We start from the raw sequence: 16,617 nt of genomic DNA on the forward strand, positions 1-16,617 counted from the left end.
CCCGTGGTCATCGGCACCTTCCTCCTGCTGGTCGGGGCCGGTGTAGCGGCGGGTCTCTCCGGGTCGATGGCCGGGCTGGCGTCGCTGTTCTCCTATCCCGCGCTGCTCGCCGCGGGCATTCCCGCGACGGCGGCCAACGTCACCAACACGGTCGCGCTGGCGTTCAGCTCCGTCGGCTCCACCGCCGGGTCCCGGCCGGAGCTCACCGGCCAGGGGCCGTCCGTCCGCCGCTTCGCGCTGCTCGCGGTGGGCGGGGGCGCCGCGGGCGCCGGCCTGTTGCTGGTGACTCCCGACGGACTGTTCCAGCGGGTCGTGCCGTTCCTCGTCGCCGGCGCGTCGCTCGCGCTGCTCCTGCAGCCCCTGATCAAGTCGGCGGCCGTCACCGCGTCGTCGCACCGAACGAGCCCGGCCGTCATCGCCGGGATCGTGGCCGTCTCGGTGTACGGCGGCTACTTCGGCGCCGCAGCCGGCGTGCTGATGCTGGCGCTGCTGCTGGTGGGCCTGCCGGTCTCGCTGCTGCAGGGAAACGCACTCAAGAACGTGCTGCTCGGGCTGGCCAACGGCATCGCCGCCGTCGGCTTCGCGGTGTTCGGGCCGGTGCAGTGGTGGGCGGTGCTCCCCCTGGCCATCGGTCTGCTCGTCGGCGGCTGGACAGGGCCCGCACTGGCCCGCAGGCTGCCCGCGTCGGTGCTGCGCGTCGGGATCGGGCTCGCCGGGCTGGTTCTGGCCGCCGTTCTGGCCGTGCAGGCGTTCTGACCGCCTTCGGGGGTCAGCGGGCCGGTGCCGACGGCGCGGGGTCCAGCAGCCGCCGCACCCGGCGGGCGGTCCCGGACACCACGGACTCCAGCGGGCCGCGCCGTCCACACAGCCACAGGGCGACGCCGATCGCCGTGGCGGCCAGTACGTGACCGAGCCAGAGGGCGCCATCGCCCGCCCTCCCGTCCGGCCCCGTGCCCGGGTAGACGGCCAGCGCGACGACGTGCAGCGTGTAGAGCGTCAGCGGCGCCGCACCCACGGCCGCCGGCACCAGGACCAGCGGCCGGGCCCGGTGCGCCAGCACCAGCATCGCCCCCAGCACGGCCAGCGCGGTGCCTGTGGTGTGGGCGAGGTCGAGGGAGGCGCCGGAATGCGGGATGTCGACCGCGAGCCACCACCACGTGTCGGTGGGGGTGGTGCCGTAGCGGCGCTGCTGTAGTACCGACGGGCCGAGCACCGCGGCTCCGCCACCCGGGCCGAGCAGCAGGGCCGACGTGGCCGCGGTCAGCAGGGCGAGCGCCGCCCCGCCGGCCAGCAGACCCCACCCGACGCGGACGCTGCGCAGATCCAGCCGGCCCACCGCCATCCCGGCGAGCAGGTAGGTGGTCCACTGCAGCACCGGGTAGTAGCCGGTGAGCGTGAGCGTCTCCAGCAGCGCACCCGGCTCGGCGAGCGCCGCGAGACCGGGCTGCTCCCCCGGCCCGGCGGGAAGCCCGCGCCGGAGCAGCAGGCTGACCAGCGGGGTCACGACGCAGGCCAGCACCGCACCCGCCGCAAGCGCGGGTACCGGTAGCCGCAGCAGCGGAGTGGCCACCACGAACAGCACCCCGTAGTAGGCCAGGATCACCGCGACCGGCGGGTCGAGACCGGCGAGTGCCAGGCCGAGCAGTCCCACCAGCACCCCACGCACGATCAGCCCGGCGGCGGCCGCGAGGTGGACCCGGCCCCCGGCCGGACGCACCGGGCCGCCGGTGGACAGCGCGATCCCCACCCCGGCCAGCACGGCGAAGAGCGCCGAGGCCCTGCCATCGGCGATCAGCCCGGTCGGCGTCTCGGCTCCGCCCGCGCGCAACGGCAGGATGTGCGTGGCGAACATGCCCACCAGCGCCACGGCGCGGGCCGCGTCGACACCGAGGATCCGCCCGGTGCGGGACGTGGGGAGGCCGGCCGGCCCGACGCCCGTCACCGGCCTCGCGTACCGGCCGTCATCTGGCTGCTGGGAAGGACACCGCTGCGGCGCATCCAGTCCTCCAGCGCCCGCTGAACGGCCCGCAGCGGGGGCCGGCGCGTGGGGTCGTTGTCCATCCCCGCGTGCAGGAGCGCGAGATGGGCCGACCGCCTCGGCAGATGGGACAGCGGGGCGCCCGAGGCCGCCGCTCGCAGCCCGGACACGGCGTCGGGGTGGCCGCCGCGAGGGGGGTGCCCGGTGAGCGCGTAGGAGATGGTGGCCGCGAGCTGCCAGGAGTCGGACGCGGGGGTGGCCCGCTCACCGCAGGCCACCTCGGGCGCGAGGAAGTCGGGCGTGCCGAGCACGAAACCCGCCAGTGTCATCGTCGCGTCGCCGGTCTTGCGGGCGATGCCGAAGTCGATCAGGTGCGCCAGACCGCCCGGGTCGACGACGACGTTGCCCGGCTTGACGTCGCGGTGCATCACCCCGCGGGCGTGCGCAGCATCGAGAGCACCCGCGACCCCCGCCCAGATCCGGGCCGCGGCCACGTCGTCGAGGGTGCCCCGGGTGCGCACCAGCTCACCGAGAGAGGCGCCGTCGACGTACTCCATGACGATGACCATGCCGTCGAGTTCGGCCAGCCCCGGGTCGCTCGCCGCGGGCACCAGGTCGTGGATGCGCACGCAGTGGGGGTGACGCACGGCCGCGAGCGCCCTCGCCTCCCGCTGGATCCGCTGTTCGGTCTCGGCGTCCGGGGCGTGGGCGGCCTTCAGCGCCACGGGATGGCCGAGCCGGGCGTCGTCGGCGAGCCACACCCGCCCGAACCCACCGGAACCGAGCCTGCGGACGAGCCGGAACCGGGGTGCGGCGGCCGAGCCTCCGGCCCCGGTGAGCGGCGGGGCGACGGGCAGCGGCGCGCCGACGAGCGTGGGGGGTGGGGCACCCACCCGGACCGGCGGTCCGACCGGCGCCTGCGGACCGCGGTCCAGCGGAGCCTGGGGGCCACGGTCCAGCGGCGCCGACCGCGGCACGGGCACGACGGGCGGGGCTGCTTCCCGGGCGGCGAAACGCTCGGCGAGCCGGTCGGAGAGCTTGGGCCGGGCCTGCGCGTCCGCGACGGCGGACGGCGCGGACCGCGCGGACTGCATCGACGGTGCCCGGCCTGCGACGGCCGGGCGCGGATCGGCGGCGGGCCGCGGCACGGGCTGCGCGAGTGAGCGGCGCACCGTCTCCCGGGACGGCACGCCCGCGATCAGCACCACGAAGATCCCGAGGAAGGACCCGGCGGTGAACCCGAGCCACAGGTGGCCCGACGCTCCAGCCGGGGTGTCGGCGGTGAGGAAGACCAGCGCGAGGACCGGCAGCCAGAAGAACTTGGACGGCCACGTCGGGCCGCGGCGCAGCGCGAGCCGCGCCTGCACGGCCACGAACATGCCTGCGACGACGGGGAACCCGGCCAGCAGCACCACCGCGAGCCCGAACTCGACCGGCCGCGACACGTCGAACGCGTTGGCGACGCTGTAGCCGCCGAGGTAGGACGACTGCGGCCCCGCGACGCACACCGCGCTTCCCAGGTCGTCGAGATCGGCGCCGCTCAGGCCGGGAACGTCGGACCCCGCCGCGGCGAGCCGGAACACCTCACCGGTGGCGGCGAAGGCCAGCAGGGGCAGTAACCCCGCGGCGAGCAGCCCGGTGCCCACCAGCAACGTGGACTCGCCGAACCCGTACCGCGACCCGATCCGCCTGCGCAACCCGGCCACGACCACGAGGCCGGCAGTGGGCAGCAACCCGACCGCGATACCCAGCACGGACACCGCCCACGGCCACCCCCCGGGGCACACGTCGGGAGGCACCAGCCCACGCAGGCCCGCGATCAACTGGGCCACCAGGCCGGTCAGGCCGTCCACGAGATGTTCCCCCTCCACCAGCCCATGGATCCGTCCATTCCAACTATGGCATCACCGTGTCAGGTCAGGGTGGCGCAGGGCACTTCTCGGCGGCATCCGGACGAACTCTGACGGATGCGACGCAGCGTCCCGTCAGGGCAGCGTCCCGTCAGGCGCCCTCGTCGCGGAGGCGGTCGAGGTCGGCGTTGAGGCGGCCCAGCAGGTGGGCCAGCGCCTCGCTGTCGGCCTCCGACCAGTTCGCGAGCACCGTCCCCAACGTCCTCCGGCGCACGTCCCGGACGCGCTCGACCCGCTCGACCCCCTCCGGCGTCAGGACGACGGCCACCGCGCGCGTGTCCCGGCGGTCGGGGCGGGTCGTCACCAGCGCTGCGCCGGCGAGCCGGGCGACGTGCCGGCTCATCGTGGGCTTGGTGAGTCCGAGCCGGGACGCGAGCTCACCGAGCCCCAGCGGACCGCGCTCGGCGAGCATCACCAGCACCGGATAGGTGTAGCGGTCCACCGGTCCGTCTCCGTAGCCGCGCGACCACACCGACTCCAGGGTCCGGCGGAGGAACACGGTGAGCTCGCGCTCGACCCCGCCGACCGGGTCGGACGTGAGCAGAGTCACCGAAAACCGATCGGGATGTTCTGGCACGAACCGAGCGTACTTCGTTGCACGATGCAACGTTGCGGCGTGCAATGGTAGTTACAGAAACGTAACGATCAGCTAGAGGGGCAGTTATGTGCGGCATCTGCGGATGGGTGGACTACGAGCACGACCTGGGGACCCCGGAGGCGCGCCGGGAGCTCGCCGACATGACCGCCACGATGGCGTGCCGCGGTCCGGACGACGAGGGCACGTGGGTCGACGGGCCGGCCGCGCTGGGCCACCGGAGGCTGGCGATCATCGACCTCCCGGGCGGCCGGCAGCCGATGGCCCTGCAGGACGAGGGGCGTACCGCGCTGGCGCTGGTCTACAGCGGGGAGACCTACAACTTCCGGGAGCTGCGCGAGCGACTGGCCGCCGGGGGGCACCGGTTCGAGACCAGCAGCGACACCGAGGTGGTGCTGCACGCCCATCAGGAGTGGGGCCGCAACGACCCGCGGGACGCCGTACGTGAGCTGAACGGGATGTTCGCCTACGCGATCTGGGACTCCGCCGCCCGCGAGCTGGTGCTGGTGCGCGACCGGCTGGGCGTCAAGCCGCTGTACTACTACCCGACCCCGCACGGCGTGCTGTTCGGGTCGGAGCCGAAGGCGATCCTGGCCAACGCGCTGGCCGAGCGGGTCCTGGACGCCGACGGGCTGCGCCGGGCGCTCACCCTCACCGGCAACACGAGGAATGCGGTGTTCCGCGGGCTCCGGGAGGTGCCCCCCGGCCATGTGGTGCGGGTGAACCGCGACGGCATCCGCGAGCTGCGGTACTGGCAGCTGGAGGACACCGGCCACACCGACGACGTGCCGACCACGGTCCAGCACGTGCGGGAGCTGCTGGAGGACACCGCCCAGCGTCAGCTGGTGTCCGACGTGCCGTTGTGCACGTTGTTGTCCGGCGGCCTCGACTCCTCCGCGCTGACCGCCCTGGCCGCCCGGCACAGCACCGGGCGCGTGCGGTCGTTCTCCGTCGACTTCACCGGCTACACGGACAACTTCGTCGCCGACGAGGTGCGGTCCACCCCGGACTCCCCGTACGCCCACGCGGTGGCCGAGTTCGTCCACACCGACCACAGCGACATCACCCTCTCGACCGCGCAGCTGATGGACCCCGCTGCGCGCGCCGCCACGCTGCACGCGCGTGACCTCCCGGTCACCACGGGCGACCTCGACACGTCGCTCTACCTGATGTTCCAGGCGGTCCGGCGGGAGTCCACCGTGGCGCTGTCCGGAGAGTCGGCCGACGAGGTGTTCGGCGGCTACCGCGACTTCTTCGACGCCGACACCATCGCCGCGGACACCTTCCCCTGGCTGGCAGGGCGGATGCTGAACCGCGACATGACCAAACCGGACGTGTTCGACCAGGCCCTGACCAAGCAGCTCGACCTGCCCACCTACGTCGCCGACCAGTACCGGACGGCGATCGCGGCGGTACCGGCGCTGACCGGGCCGGCCGCCGCCGACCCGCACGAACGCCGGATGCGCGAGATCTGTCACCTCTACCTCACGCGCTTCCTGCCCGTCCTGCTCGACCGCAAGGACCGGATGAGCATGGCCGTGGGGCTCGAGGTGCGGGTGCCGTTCTGCGACCACCGCCTCGTCCAGTACGTCTTCGGCACGCCGTGGTCGCACAAGACCTTCGACGGCCGGGAGAAGAGCCTGCTGCGCGCCGCAACCGCGGACCTGCTGCCCGAGTCGGTGGTGCAGCGGGTGAAGAGCCCGTACCCGTCCACGCAGGACGACGGCTACGAGCGCGGACTGCGCGAGCAGCTCTCCACGCTGCTCGACCGGCCCGACTCGCCCGTCGCCCCGCTGCTCGACCGCGACGCCCTGCGGGGACAGCTGGCCGAGCCGATCACCCGTCGGTCCGGGGTGGGCGCACGGTTCCAGCAGGAGCAGGTGCTCGCGCTCGACGCCTGGCTCACCGACTACCAGGTCACCGTCGACATCTGACGCGCTTCGCTCGCTCCCCCGGGAAGTCTGGGGGAGCGAGCGGCGTTGGCGGTTGCATGGGCCTGACTCGCAGTGACGCGCCCCTGTCGGCGCACGCACCGAAGACCGTCAACTACCGCATCGACGGACCTGCCCACAAGCTCCTGATGCACCCGTTCCCGCGCCGCGTCCGCGCCGAGGTCGCCGGCCGCACGGTGCTCGACACCACCCGCGGCGTCCTGCTGCACGAGACCGCACTCCCGGCCCGGTTCTACGTTCCGGAGACCGACCTCGACGCCTCGGCGTTCGTCCCCAGCGACCTCACCACCCACTGCCCGTTCAAGGGCGACGCCACCTACCGGTCGTTGCAGGTCGGGGACCGCTTCGTGCAGGACGCGCTCTGGACGTACCCCGACCCCACGCCCGAGGCCTCGTGGCTGGCCGGCTACGCCTCGCTGTACTGGGAGGCCGCAGACGCCTGGTTCGACGAGGACGAGCAGGTGCGGGCCCTGACCGACCCGTACCACCGCGTGGACGTCCGCCGGTCCAGCCGGCACGTGCAGGTCCTCGCAGGCGACACGGTCGTGGCCGAGTCGCACGCTCCCGTGGCGCTCGCCGAGACCGGGCTGTCACTGCGCTGGTACCTCTCCCCCGACGACGTGCTCGTGCCGCTGGAGCCGACCACCACCAGTACGTACTGCCCGTACAAGGGCGACGCGGACTACTGGACGGTCCGGCTGCCCGACGGCCGAGAGCTCACCGACGCCGCCTGGGCCTACCCGCAGCCGTTCCCGGAGTCGACCGGTATCGGCGGCCGCGTCAGCTTCCTGCACGACGACCTGCGGGTGCTGGTGGACGGCGAGCCGGCCTGACCTCAGTCGTCGTCGTCCACGAGCAGCGCCTCCAGCGCCGGCATCGCAGCGTCGAGGTTGCGGCGCTGCTCCACGTCGAGGCGGGCCAGGCGCCGGGCCACCAACGCCGTGCGGTGCGAGCGGACCTCGGCCAGCCGTGCGGCACCGTCCTCGGACAGCACGATCCGCACCCCGCGGGCATCGTTGGGATCCGGGGTGCGGATGACGAGCCCCTGGTCGTCCAGGGAGGCGAGCACCCGGCTCATCGTCGGCGCCGTCACCGCCTCCCGGCGGGCGAGCTCGGAGAGCCGCAATGGCCCGTGCTGCTCCACAGTGACCAATGCGGACAGCTGTAGCGGCGGGATCGACTCCCGGCCGTCGATACGGATACGGCGGTGCAACCTCCCGACGACCAGCCGCAGCCTGGCTGCAAGGTCGGTCTGCTCGTCGGTGTCCACGCGCTCAGCGCTGGTCATCGGCCCATCGTGCCAGGTCCGGCCACGGGCGTCGCCGGGGTCATACCTTGCGGAGACGGATGCCGGTGATGTTGTGTTTCGGACCCTTGCGCAGCACGAGACTCGCCCGCCCCCGTGTCGGTTTGATGTTGCGCTCCAGGTTCGGCCCGTTGATCTCCGCCCAGATGCTCTCGGCCCGGGCGATCGCGCCCGCCTCGTCGAGCGCGGCGTAGCGCCGGAAGTACGACTCGGGGTCCCGGAACGCCGTCTCCCGCAGCCGCAGGAAGCGCTCGACGTACCAGCGCCGGATGTCGTCGGTGGCGGCGTCGACGTAGACGGAGAAGTCGATGAAGTCGCTGACCGCCAGCGCTGCGCCGCCCTCACGCGCGGGCTGGGCGGGCTGCAGGACGTTGAGGCCTTCGAGCAGGAGGATGTCCGGGCGGTGCACCGTGAGCCGCTCGTCCGGGACGATGTCGTACACCAGGTGCGAGTAGACCGGGGCGGTCACCTCGGAGCGCCCGGCCTTCACCTCGGTGACGAACCGCAGCAGCCCGCGCCGGTCGTAGGACTCCGGGAAGCCCTTGCGGGTCATCAGCCCGCGCCGCTCCAGCTCGGCGTTGGGGTGCAGGAACCCGTCGGTCGTCACCAGTTCGACGCGCGGATGCTGGGGCCAGCGGGCGAGCAGGAGCCGCATCAGCCGCGCGGTGGTGGACTTCCCCACCGACACCGAGCCCGCGATCCCGATCACGAACGGGGTGCGGGCGGTGTTGGCGCCGAGGAAGGTCCGGTACGCGCGGTAGAGCCGGCCACCCTCCTGCACGTGCATCGTGAGCAGCCGTGAGAGCGGCAGATACACCTCGCGCACCTCGTCGAGGTCCACCTCGTCACCGAGGCTGCGCACCCGGTCGAGCTCATCCGCCGTGAGCGGCAGCGGCGTGTTCTCGCCCAGCTTCGCCCACGCCTCCCGATCGAAGTCCACGAACGGCGAGGACGCCTCGCGCGCACCGTTGCGACTGACGTCCATGACCGTGCAACTTAGATCCCCACAGTCGGTCACCGCTTCGAGACGTGACCGGCATGACGTCGGAAATCCGGCGCGCGGGCCGCGGTCAGCCGACCGGCGCGACGCACCCTAGACTGGAGGCTCCACCTGACGAGGAGCACGCCCGTGCCCCCTGCACACCCCGCTGCGCCGGGTTGCAGTAGTAGGCCGGGTCCTACCCGGCATTCCCATCCGCCCTGCCGCAGCGCCCGTGGCGAGTACCGCCGATGAGCGAGCTTGCGAGCGAATCAGTGTCACAGGGCCTTCGCACGGTGACGTCTCCCGTCGGGCCGACCGAGCGCAGCGAGGACGAGCGATGAGCGTTCTGCTGTCCATTCTCGGCCTGATCGCGGTCGCCGCGCTCACGCTGGGCACGGCGATCTCGGTCGCCTCGGAGTTCGCCCTCACCGCGCTCGAACGCAGCCAGGTCGACGGCCACGTCGCCGAGGTCGGCGACCGGCGCGCCCGCACCGTGCAGAAGGCCCACCGCAACCTGTCCTTCCAGCTGTCCGGGAGCCAGCTCGGAATCACCGTCACCACGCTGGTCACCGGTTACATCGCCGAGCCCGCCATCGCGTCGTTGTTCCGGCCGGGGCTCACCGCGCTCGGCATCTCGGACGGACTGTCCGCCGGCATCGCCACCGTGCTGTCGCTGCTGTTCGCCACGGCGCTGTCGATGGTGTTCGGCGAGCTCGTACCGAAGAACCTCGCCATCGCCGACCCGCTGCGCACGGCACGGGCCGTGGTCTGGCTGCAGAGCGGGTTCGCCCACGCGTTCCGCTGGTTGATCACCGGGCTGAACAGCGCGGCCAACACCGTGGTGCGCCGGCTGGGCATCGAGCCGGCCGAGGAGCTGCGCTCGGCCCGGTCACCGCGGGAGCTGAGCTCGCTGGTGCGCACCAGCGCGGAGCACGGCACCCTCGACGCCGGCACCGCCACCCTGCTCGACCGCTCACTGCGCTTCACCGACCGCGTCGCCGAGGACCTGATGACCCCACGGGTGCGGGTCGAGTCCCTCGACGCCGACGACACCGTCGCCGACCTGGTCTCCCTGTCCCGGCGCAGCGGGTTCTCCCGGTTCATCGTCCACGACCGAGACCCCGACGCCGTGCTCGGCGTGGTGCACGTCAAGCAGGCGTTCGGCGTCCCCGCGCAGGAACGCCGGCGCGTCGCGCTGCGCGGCATCGTGCAGACGGTCCCGACCGTCCCGGAGTCGCTCGACGGCGACGAACTGCTCACGCGGCTGCGCAACTCCGGTCTCCAGCTCGCCGTGGTCGTCGACGAGTACGGCGGCACGGCGGGCATCGTCACCCTCGAGGACCTCATCGAGGAGATCGTCGGCGACGTCCGTGACGAGCACGACCGCGCCGAGCAGGCGCGGGTGCGTCCGCTCGGGCGCGGCAGCTGGCTCGTGTCCGGCCTGCTCCGCGGCGACGAGGTGGCCGAGGCCACCGGGTTCGAGATGCCCGAGGGCGACTACGAGACGCTCGCCGGGCTGGTGCTGGCCCGGCTGGGCCACATCCCCGACGTCGGTGAGGACATCGTCGTCGACGGGTGGCGGCTCACGGTGATGCGCCGCGACCGCAACCGGATCGCGGAGCTGCGGCTGGCCAGGGCCGGCAGCACCGACCCTGCCCCGAGCGCCAAACGTGAGGAGGCCGCACGTGGCTAACGACCTGCTCGCCCTGCTCGCGGCCGTGGCCCTGCTGGCCGCCAACGCCTTCTTCGTCGGCGCCGAGTTCTCCCTCATCTCCGCCCGCCGCGACCGGCTCGAGGCGATGGCCGCCTCCGGCACGCCGGCCGCGCGCACCGTCCTCCGGGCGGGCACCGACCTCTCCCGCATGCTGGCGGCGTCCCAGCTCGGCATCACGATCTGCTCGCTGCTGCTCGGCCGCCTCGGCGAACCGGCGGTCGCGCACCTCATCGAGCGGCCCCTGGAGTGGGCAGGCCTACCGGACGCCGTGCTGCACCCGATCGCGTTCGCGGTGTCGCTGGCCATCGTGGTCGTCGCGCACATCCTGCTCGGCGAGATGGTGCCGAAGAACATCGCCATCGCGGGCCCCGAGCGCACGGCGATCTGGCTGGTGCCGCCGTTCCTCATCTTCACCAAGCTGATGCGCCCCCTCATCGAAGGGTTCAACGTGATGGCCAACGGCGTCCTGCGGCTCATCCACGTGGAGCCCCGCGACGAGCTCGAGTCGTCCTTCACCTCCGGTGAGCTGGCCGACCTCATCGCCGAGTCGGGGCGGGAAGGCCTCCTCGACGACCACGAGTCCAGCCGTCTCAGCCGCACCCTCAGCTCGGCCGAGGCGACCGTCGCCGACGTCCTCGTCACCACCGAGGAGCTGGTGTCCCTTCCTGCCGACCCGACGGTCGACGACGTGGCACGGGCCGTCGCCGACACCGGCTTCTCCCGGTTCCCGGTGCAGGCAGCCGACGGCACTCTCGCCGGCTATCTCCACATCAAGGACATCCTCGACCTGGTGGACGACCCGACGGCCGCGGTGCCGGTGGAGCGGATCCGCGGTCTCCCCGAGGTGCCGGTGTCCTTCCGGCTCGACGAGGCGCTCGCCGTGCTGCGCCGCTCCCGCGCCCACCTGGGCCGCGTGGTGGGTGGGCGCGGCGAGACCGTCGGTGTGGTGGCGATGGAGGACCTCGTGGAGCACTACGTCGGCGAGGTCCGCGACGCCACGCACGCCCCGCGCGCCCAGGCCTGACGGGCACGCCACGTGCCGCCCGGCCGGCTACCGGCCGGGCGGTAGCGTGGGCCGTCGTGACGGGCAAGCTCACCTGCGCTGCACCCCTCGTCCTCGACGAGGCGGTGTGGAGGGAGCGCGCGGCCGCGCACCGGGCCCGGGTCGAACGGTGGACCGTGCCCCACCGGGAACGTCGTCGCCGCGGCGAGCCGCACCCCGTCATGGACTTCCTGTTCACCTACTACTCCCTGCGCCCGGTCCGGCTGGAGCAGTGGCAGCCCGGCCCGGGCGCTCTGCTGCTGGGCGGCGACGAGGTGCTGGCGGTTCCTGGCCACGTCCGCGACGGTGACGGCGTGCGGCTCGACGTCGACGCCCTCCCGGCCCGCGTCGCCGCCACCGCGTCCTTCGTGCGTGACCTGCTCCGCGCCACCGCGTCCCGCCCGGCCCGGCTGGGCTGCTTCGGGCTCCACGAGTGGGCGATGGTGTACCGCAGCGACGCCCCCCGCCACGAGCAGGTGCCGCTGCGGCTCGGCGCGGCCGGCACCGACGCAGTGGTCGAGTCACTCCCGGTGCACTGCACCCACCACGACGCCTTCCGCTTCTTCACCCCGGCAGCGCGGCCGCTCAACGCCATGACCCCGGAGCGGGCCGACCAGGTCGCCAACGAACAGCCCGGCTGCCTGCACGCCACCATGGACCTCTACAAGTGGGCCTACAAGCTCCTGCCCGCCACACCGGCGGAGCTCGTGGCCGACTGCTTCGCCCTCGCCGTCGAGGTACGGGAGCTGGACATGCGCGCCAGCCCGTACGACCTCTCGGGCTACGGCTACTCCCCCGTCCACATCGAGACCCCGGCCGGCCGGGCCGAGTACGCCCGCGCCCAGGCCGGGTTCGGCCGCCGCGCCGTCCCGCTGCGACGCCGCCTCGTCGAGCTGTGCGAGGCCCTCCTCCCCGCCTGAGGTTCCCCGGCCCTGCTGTTTTCTTGGCGTGGTCCGTCGGTCAATGTTTGATCGACGACATGTGGGCGTCAATGAACGATTGACATGTGAAGCAGAGCAGGCGTCGATCCCCGAGTGATCCAAAGTCCGTGTATCAGGCCCGCACCCAGCGCTTCTTCCTTGTGCGGGCGGGTGGCCAGGAGGGGGCACACCCGCCCGCACGGCACGACCGGCGCCCCTCCCCCGCCCCCAGCCGCGCCGACCTCCGCGAGTGACCCGCCAGCCGCGCGAGTCGCCCACTTCCGGCCCGCGAGTCGCCCGTTTTTGGCCGGCGAGTCGCCAGTGATCGGCGCGAGATCCGGGGTTCGGCCCTTCGCCGGGCGAACAGGCGGATCTCGCAGCGATCATGCGGCGTTGCCGCGCCGCGCCGTCCCACCCAGCGTGCGCGGGACCCGTGGCTGACCCTTCAGCCCCCGCGAGTCGCCCAGTTCCGGTGCGCGAGTCGCCCGGTTTTGCTGCGCGAGTCGCCAGCACGGGGCTCCTGATCCGCACGAGACCGGCGGTTCTGCCGTTGCGAGGGCGAAGAGCCGTGTCTGGGAACGATCATCCCGGTTCGTACGAGCCTCCCGTCCGGCCGCCGGCGTTGCTCATCGGCGCGAGATTCGCCCTTCGGCCCTCCGAAGGGCGGAACCCCGGATCTCGTAACGATCATGCGCCACGCGACGCCGCCGCTCCCCCACAGGCGCGACCGCCGCCGTCATCGGCCGCCCCGGTCCGGCCGGCGCCCCACTCCCCCGTAGCCCGGCCTGCTGTCTTTCTCGGCCAGCGCACTGGTCAATCTCTCGTTCACGAGTTGCTGGCGTCATTGATTCGTTGACAACGGTGGGGGGCAATTCGGCGGGGGGTGATGAGGGCGGCGGACCGCCGCCCTCATCACCCCCCGGGCGCCTCGGCGTCCTACGCGTAGGCCTCCACCGGCGGGCAGCTGCACACCAGGTTGCGGTCGCCGTGGGCGCCGTCGATGCGGCGCACCGGCGGCCAGACCTTGCGGTCGTGGACGCCCGGGGTGACGCCCGTGGGGTAGGCCGCGAGCTCGCGCGGGTACGGGTGGTCCCACTTGTCGATCACGGAGGCGGCCGTGTGCGGGGCGCCGCGCAGCGGGTTGTCCGTGACCGGCCACTCCCCCGCCGCCACCCGCGCGATCTCGGCCCGGATCCCGACCATCGCGTCGACGAAGCGGTTGATCTCGGCGAGGTCCTCGCTCTCGGTGGGCTCCACCATCAGCGTGCCGGCCACCGGGAACGACATGGTGGGGGCGTGCAGGCCGTAGTCGGCCAACCGCTTCGCCACGTCGTCGACGGAGACGCCGGAGTCACGTGTGATCCCGCGCAGGTCGAGGATGCACTCGTGGGCGACGTGGCCCTGCTCCCCCGCGTAGAGCACCGGGTAGTGCTCGCCCAGGCGCTTCGCCACGTAGTTGGCCGTCAGGATGGCGGTGAGGGTCGCCTGCCGCAGCCCGTCGGTGCCCATCAGCCGGATGTAGGCCCACGAGATCGGCAGCACTCCGGGGCTGCCGTGCGGAGCCGCGGACACCGCGCCCACTCCGTCCGGTCCCCCGCGTCCGGGCAGGAACGGGGCCAGGTGCTCGGCCACCGCCACCGGCCCGACGCCCGGGCCGCCGCCGCCGTGCGGGATGCAGAACGTCTTGTGCAGGTTGAGGTGGCTCACGTCGCCGCCGAACGCACCCGGCCGGGCCAGCCCGACCAGCGCGTTGAGGTTCGCTCCGTCGACGTAGACCTGGCCACCCGCCTCGTGGACGGCGTCGCACACCTCGCGGACCCGGGTCTCGAACACGCCGTGCGTGGACGGATAGGTGATCATGAGGGCGGCCAGCGCCGGGCCGTGCTCGGCGATCTTGGCGTGCAGATCGTCGAGGTCGACGTCGCCGGTCTGCGAGGTGGCCACCACGACCACCCGCATCCCGGCCATCACCGCCGACGCCGCGTTGGTGCCGTGGGCGCTCGCCGGGATCAGGCACACGTCGCGGTGCGCCTCCCCCCTGCTGCGGTGGTAGGCCGCGATCGCGAGCAGGCCGGCGAACTCGCCCTGGCTGCCCGCGTTGGGCTGCAACGACACGGCGGCGTAGCCGGTGAGCTCCGCGAGCCAGCGCTCCAGGTCGGAGATCAGGGCGAGCGTGCCCTCGGCGTCGGCCTCGGGCGCGAACGGGTGGAGGTCGGCGAACGCGGGCCAGGAGATCGGCTCCATCTCGACCGCCGCGTTGAGCTTCATCGTGCACGACCCCAGCGGGATCATCGTGCGGTCCAGCGCCAGGTCGGCGTCGGCGAGGCGACGCAGCCAGCGCATGAGTGAGGTCTCCGAGCGGTGCTCGTGGAAGACCGGGTGCGTGAGGAACTCGGTGGTGCGGGCGAGCCCGGCCGGCAGGGCGTCCTCGGTGGCGGCATCGAGCGCCACGGCGTCCCCGGAGACGCCGAACGCCCGCCAGACCGCCTCGAGGTGCGCCACGGTGGTCACCTCGGAACAGGCGATACCCACCGTATCGGCGTCCACCCGGCGCACGGAGATACCGGCGTCGTGCGCGGCGTCGGCCACCTCCTCGGCCCGGCCCGGCACGTGTGCCTGCACGGTGTCGAAGAACTCCCCGTGCAGCACCTCCACTCCCCCGGCCCGCAGGCCTGCCGCCAGCACGGCCGCCATCCGGTGGGCCCGCTGCGCGATCCGGCGCAGCCCCTCCGGCCCGTGGTAGACGGCGTAGCAGGCGGCGACGACGGCCAGCAGCACCTGCGCGGTGCAGATGTTCGACGTGGCCTTCTCCCGGCGGATGTGCTGCTCACGGGTCTGCAGAGCCAGGCGAAGGGCAGGGTTCCCGTCGGCGTCGCGGGACAGGCCCACGAGCCGACCGGGCAGCTGCCGGGCGTGCTTCTGCTGCACCGACAGATAGCCGGCGTGCGGGCCACCGAAGCCGAGCGGCACCCCGAAGCGCTGGGTGGTGCCCACCGCGGCGTCGGCTCCCAGCTCCCCGGGCGGGGTGAGCAGGGTGAGGGCCAGCAGGTCGGCGGCCACGGCCACCAGCGCGCCGCGTTCGTGCGCCTCCGCGATCAGCGCGGTCGGGTCGGTGACGGCCCCCGATGCGCCCGGGTAGGACAGCAGCAACCCGAACAGCTCACCCTCGGGCAGCCCGTCGCCCAGGTCGGCCACCACGAGCTCGATACCGAGCGGCTCGGCGCGGGTGCGCAGCACCTCGATCGTCTGCGGCAGGGTGTCGGCGTCCACGACGAACCGCGGCGACGCGGCACGGCCTGCCCGGCGCAGCAGGGTCATCGCCTCGGCGGCCGCGGTGGCCTCGTCCAGCAGCGACGCCCCCGCGACCGGCAGCCCGGTGAGGTCCGCGACGGTGGTCTGGAACGTCAGCAGCGCCTCCAGCCGGCCCTGGCTGATCTCCGGCTGGTACGGCGTGTAGGCCGTGTACCAAGCCGGGTTCTCCAGCACGTGGCGGCGGATCACCGGCGGCGTGACGGTGCCCGAGTAGCCCAGCCCGATCATCGGGACGGTCACCGTGTTGCGGGCCGCGAGGGCGCGCAGCTCGGCGAGGACCTCGGTCTCCGACGCCGCAGGTGGGAGCGTGGAACCGACGGTCTCCCGGTCGCGGATGCTGTCGGGCACCACCGCGTCGGCGAGCGCGTCGAGCGACTCGGCCCCGATCGTGGCGAGCATGGTGTCGAGCTCCGCGGCACGCGGGCCGAGGTGCCGTTCGACAAAGGGGATGCCCCGCTCGAGGTCGGTCAGCGCGGGGCGGTCGTCGGTCACGGGGCCTCCGAGGTCAGGCGATTGGGCAGGCAACTGCTGCCCTCCCCCTCTGTCCCCGCCCGGGTACCCGGGCGCCTGAGAGATTCACCCCGTGCAGAGCGGGCTTTCCCCGTCGGCGGACGGGCACGCCCGTCGCTTTCCAGAGGCGTCTCGCCCGAGCGGTCCTGGATGCCTGAGAGATTCCGGGGAGGATTTGCTCCTTCGGCGCCCGTACGACGTGTCAGCTGCGACGACGTCCGGGACTCTCCCGCGCGGGTTCGGCGACTACCGGGCACATGGTAGCCCTCCCGGCGGACCGATCCCCGGCGCGCCGCATGTCAGGTTCGTGTCCGGACCCGGAGCTCTGCCCGCAAACGCACCGGATACGTAGTTCTTCCGATGCGACCGGGATGGCTCGCACCTCAGACTTCCGTC

Annotated in this window: 12 protein-coding genes and 1 riboswitch; of the genes, 6 read left to right on the top strand and 6 right to left on the bottom strand. The window is 73.1% G+C overall.

Translation table 11 applies throughout. From position 1 onward, the window contains the following. Nucleotides 1-3: 3 nt before the first annotated feature. Nucleotides 4-756, top strand: coding sequence for a sulfite exporter TauE/SafE family protein (locus AC5L35_RS03865; RefSeq protein ID WP_495058129.1), 753 nt, complete (start codon nt 4-6; stop codon nt 754-756). A gap of 13 nt (nt 757-769) precedes the next feature. On the opposite strand, the gene AC5L35_RS03870 is transcribed toward AC5L35_RS03865, so the two are convergent. From AC5L35_RS03870 to AC5L35_RS03880, 3 genes are all read right to left on the bottom strand, one after another. Further along, a complete protein-coding gene (locus AC5L35_RS03870) occupies nt 770-1,942 on the bottom strand; it encodes a heparan-alpha-glucosaminide N-acetyltransferase domain-containing protein (protein ID WP_495058130.1) in 1,173 nt (390 codons plus the stop codon). Further along, a complete protein-coding gene (locus AC5L35_RS03875) occupies nt 1,939-3,849 on the bottom strand; it encodes a protein kinase domain-containing protein (protein ID WP_495058131.1) in 1,911 nt (636 codons plus the stop codon). The genes AC5L35_RS03870 and AC5L35_RS03875 overlap by 4 nt, the downstream gene beginning before the upstream one ends. A gap of 130 nt (nt 3,850-3,979) precedes the next feature. After that, nucleotides 3,980-4,438, bottom strand: a complete 459-nt coding sequence (locus AC5L35_RS03880; protein ID WP_495058132.1) for a MarR family winged helix-turn-helix transcriptional regulator — start codon at nt 4,436-4,438, stop codon at nt 3,980-3,982. A gap of 113 nt (nt 4,439-4,551) precedes the next feature. On the opposite strand from AC5L35_RS03880, the gene asnB reads away from it, so the two are divergent. Both asnB and AC5L35_RS03890 read left to right on the top strand, forming a co-directional pair. Then, nucleotides 4,552-6,417, top strand: coding sequence for an asparagine synthase (glutamine-hydrolyzing) (asnB, locus tag AC5L35_RS03885; RefSeq protein ID WP_495058133.1), 1,866 nt, complete (start codon nt 4,552-4,554; stop codon nt 6,415-6,417). A gap of 56 nt (nt 6,418-6,473) precedes the next feature. Next, nucleotides 6,474-7,268, top strand: a complete 795-nt coding sequence (locus AC5L35_RS03890) for a DUF427 domain-containing protein (RefSeq protein ID WP_495058134.1) — start codon at nt 6,474-6,476, stop codon at nt 7,266-7,268. 2 nt (nt 7,269-7,270) lie between these two features. Here AC5L35_RS03890 and AC5L35_RS03895 read toward each other — a convergent pair whose 3' ends face one another. Both AC5L35_RS03895 and coaA read right to left on the bottom strand, forming a co-directional pair. Then, the gene (locus tag AC5L35_RS03895; protein ID WP_495058135.1) at nt 7,271-7,723 is read right to left on the bottom strand and encodes a MarR family winged helix-turn-helix transcriptional regulator; all 453 of its coding nucleotides are present in this window, start codon (nt 7,721-7,723) and stop codon (nt 7,271-7,273) included. A 40-nt stretch (nt 7,724-7,763) separates the two neighbouring features. Continuing rightward, nucleotides 7,764-8,726, bottom strand: a complete 963-nt coding sequence (coaA, locus tag AC5L35_RS03900; RefSeq protein WP_495058136.1) for a type I pantothenate kinase — start codon at nt 8,724-8,726, stop codon at nt 7,764-7,766. A gap of 334 nt (nt 8,727-9,060) precedes the next feature. Here coaA and AC5L35_RS03905 point away from each other — a divergent pair, with 334 nt between their 5' ends. Genes AC5L35_RS03905 through AC5L35_RS03915 form a run of 3 tightly spaced genes read left to right on the top strand, consistent with a single transcriptional unit; the run spans nt 9,061 to nt 12,399 of the window. Continuing rightward, entirely contained in the window at nt 9,061-10,416 is a 1,356-nt protein-coding gene (locus AC5L35_RS03905) for a hemolysin family protein (protein WP_495058137.1), read from the top strand. Further along, nucleotides 10,409-11,461 carry a hemolysin family protein gene (locus tag AC5L35_RS03910; protein ID WP_495058138.1) on the top strand — a complete coding sequence of 351 codons (1,053 nt, stop codon included), beginning with the start codon at nt 10,409-10,411 and terminating at the stop codon, nt 11,459-11,461. The genes AC5L35_RS03905 and AC5L35_RS03910 overlap by 8 nt, the downstream gene beginning before the upstream one ends. Before the next feature lie 56 nt (nt 11,462-11,517). Continuing rightward, nucleotides 11,518-12,399 (top strand): 3-methyladenine DNA glycosylase, encoded by an 882-nt coding sequence (locus AC5L35_RS03915; RefSeq protein WP_495058139.1) that lies wholly within the window; start codon nt 11,518-11,520, stop codon nt 12,397-12,399. Nucleotides 12,400-13,335: 936 nt separating this feature from the next. Here AC5L35_RS03915 and gcvP read toward each other — a convergent pair. Continuing rightward, complete coding sequence (gcvP, locus tag AC5L35_RS03920) at nt 13,336-16,203, bottom strand: aminomethyl-transferring glycine dehydrogenase (RefSeq protein ID WP_495058140.1); 2,868 nt, start codon at nt 16,201-16,203, stop codon at nt 13,336-13,338. A gap of 149 nt (nt 16,204-16,352) precedes the next feature. Further along, nucleotides 16,353-16,463: riboswitch (glycine riboswitch) on the bottom strand. Between the last annotated feature and the right edge of the window lie 154 nt (nt 16,464-16,617).

This window comes from Pseudonocardia sp. OZ21, from assembly GCF_059359135.1.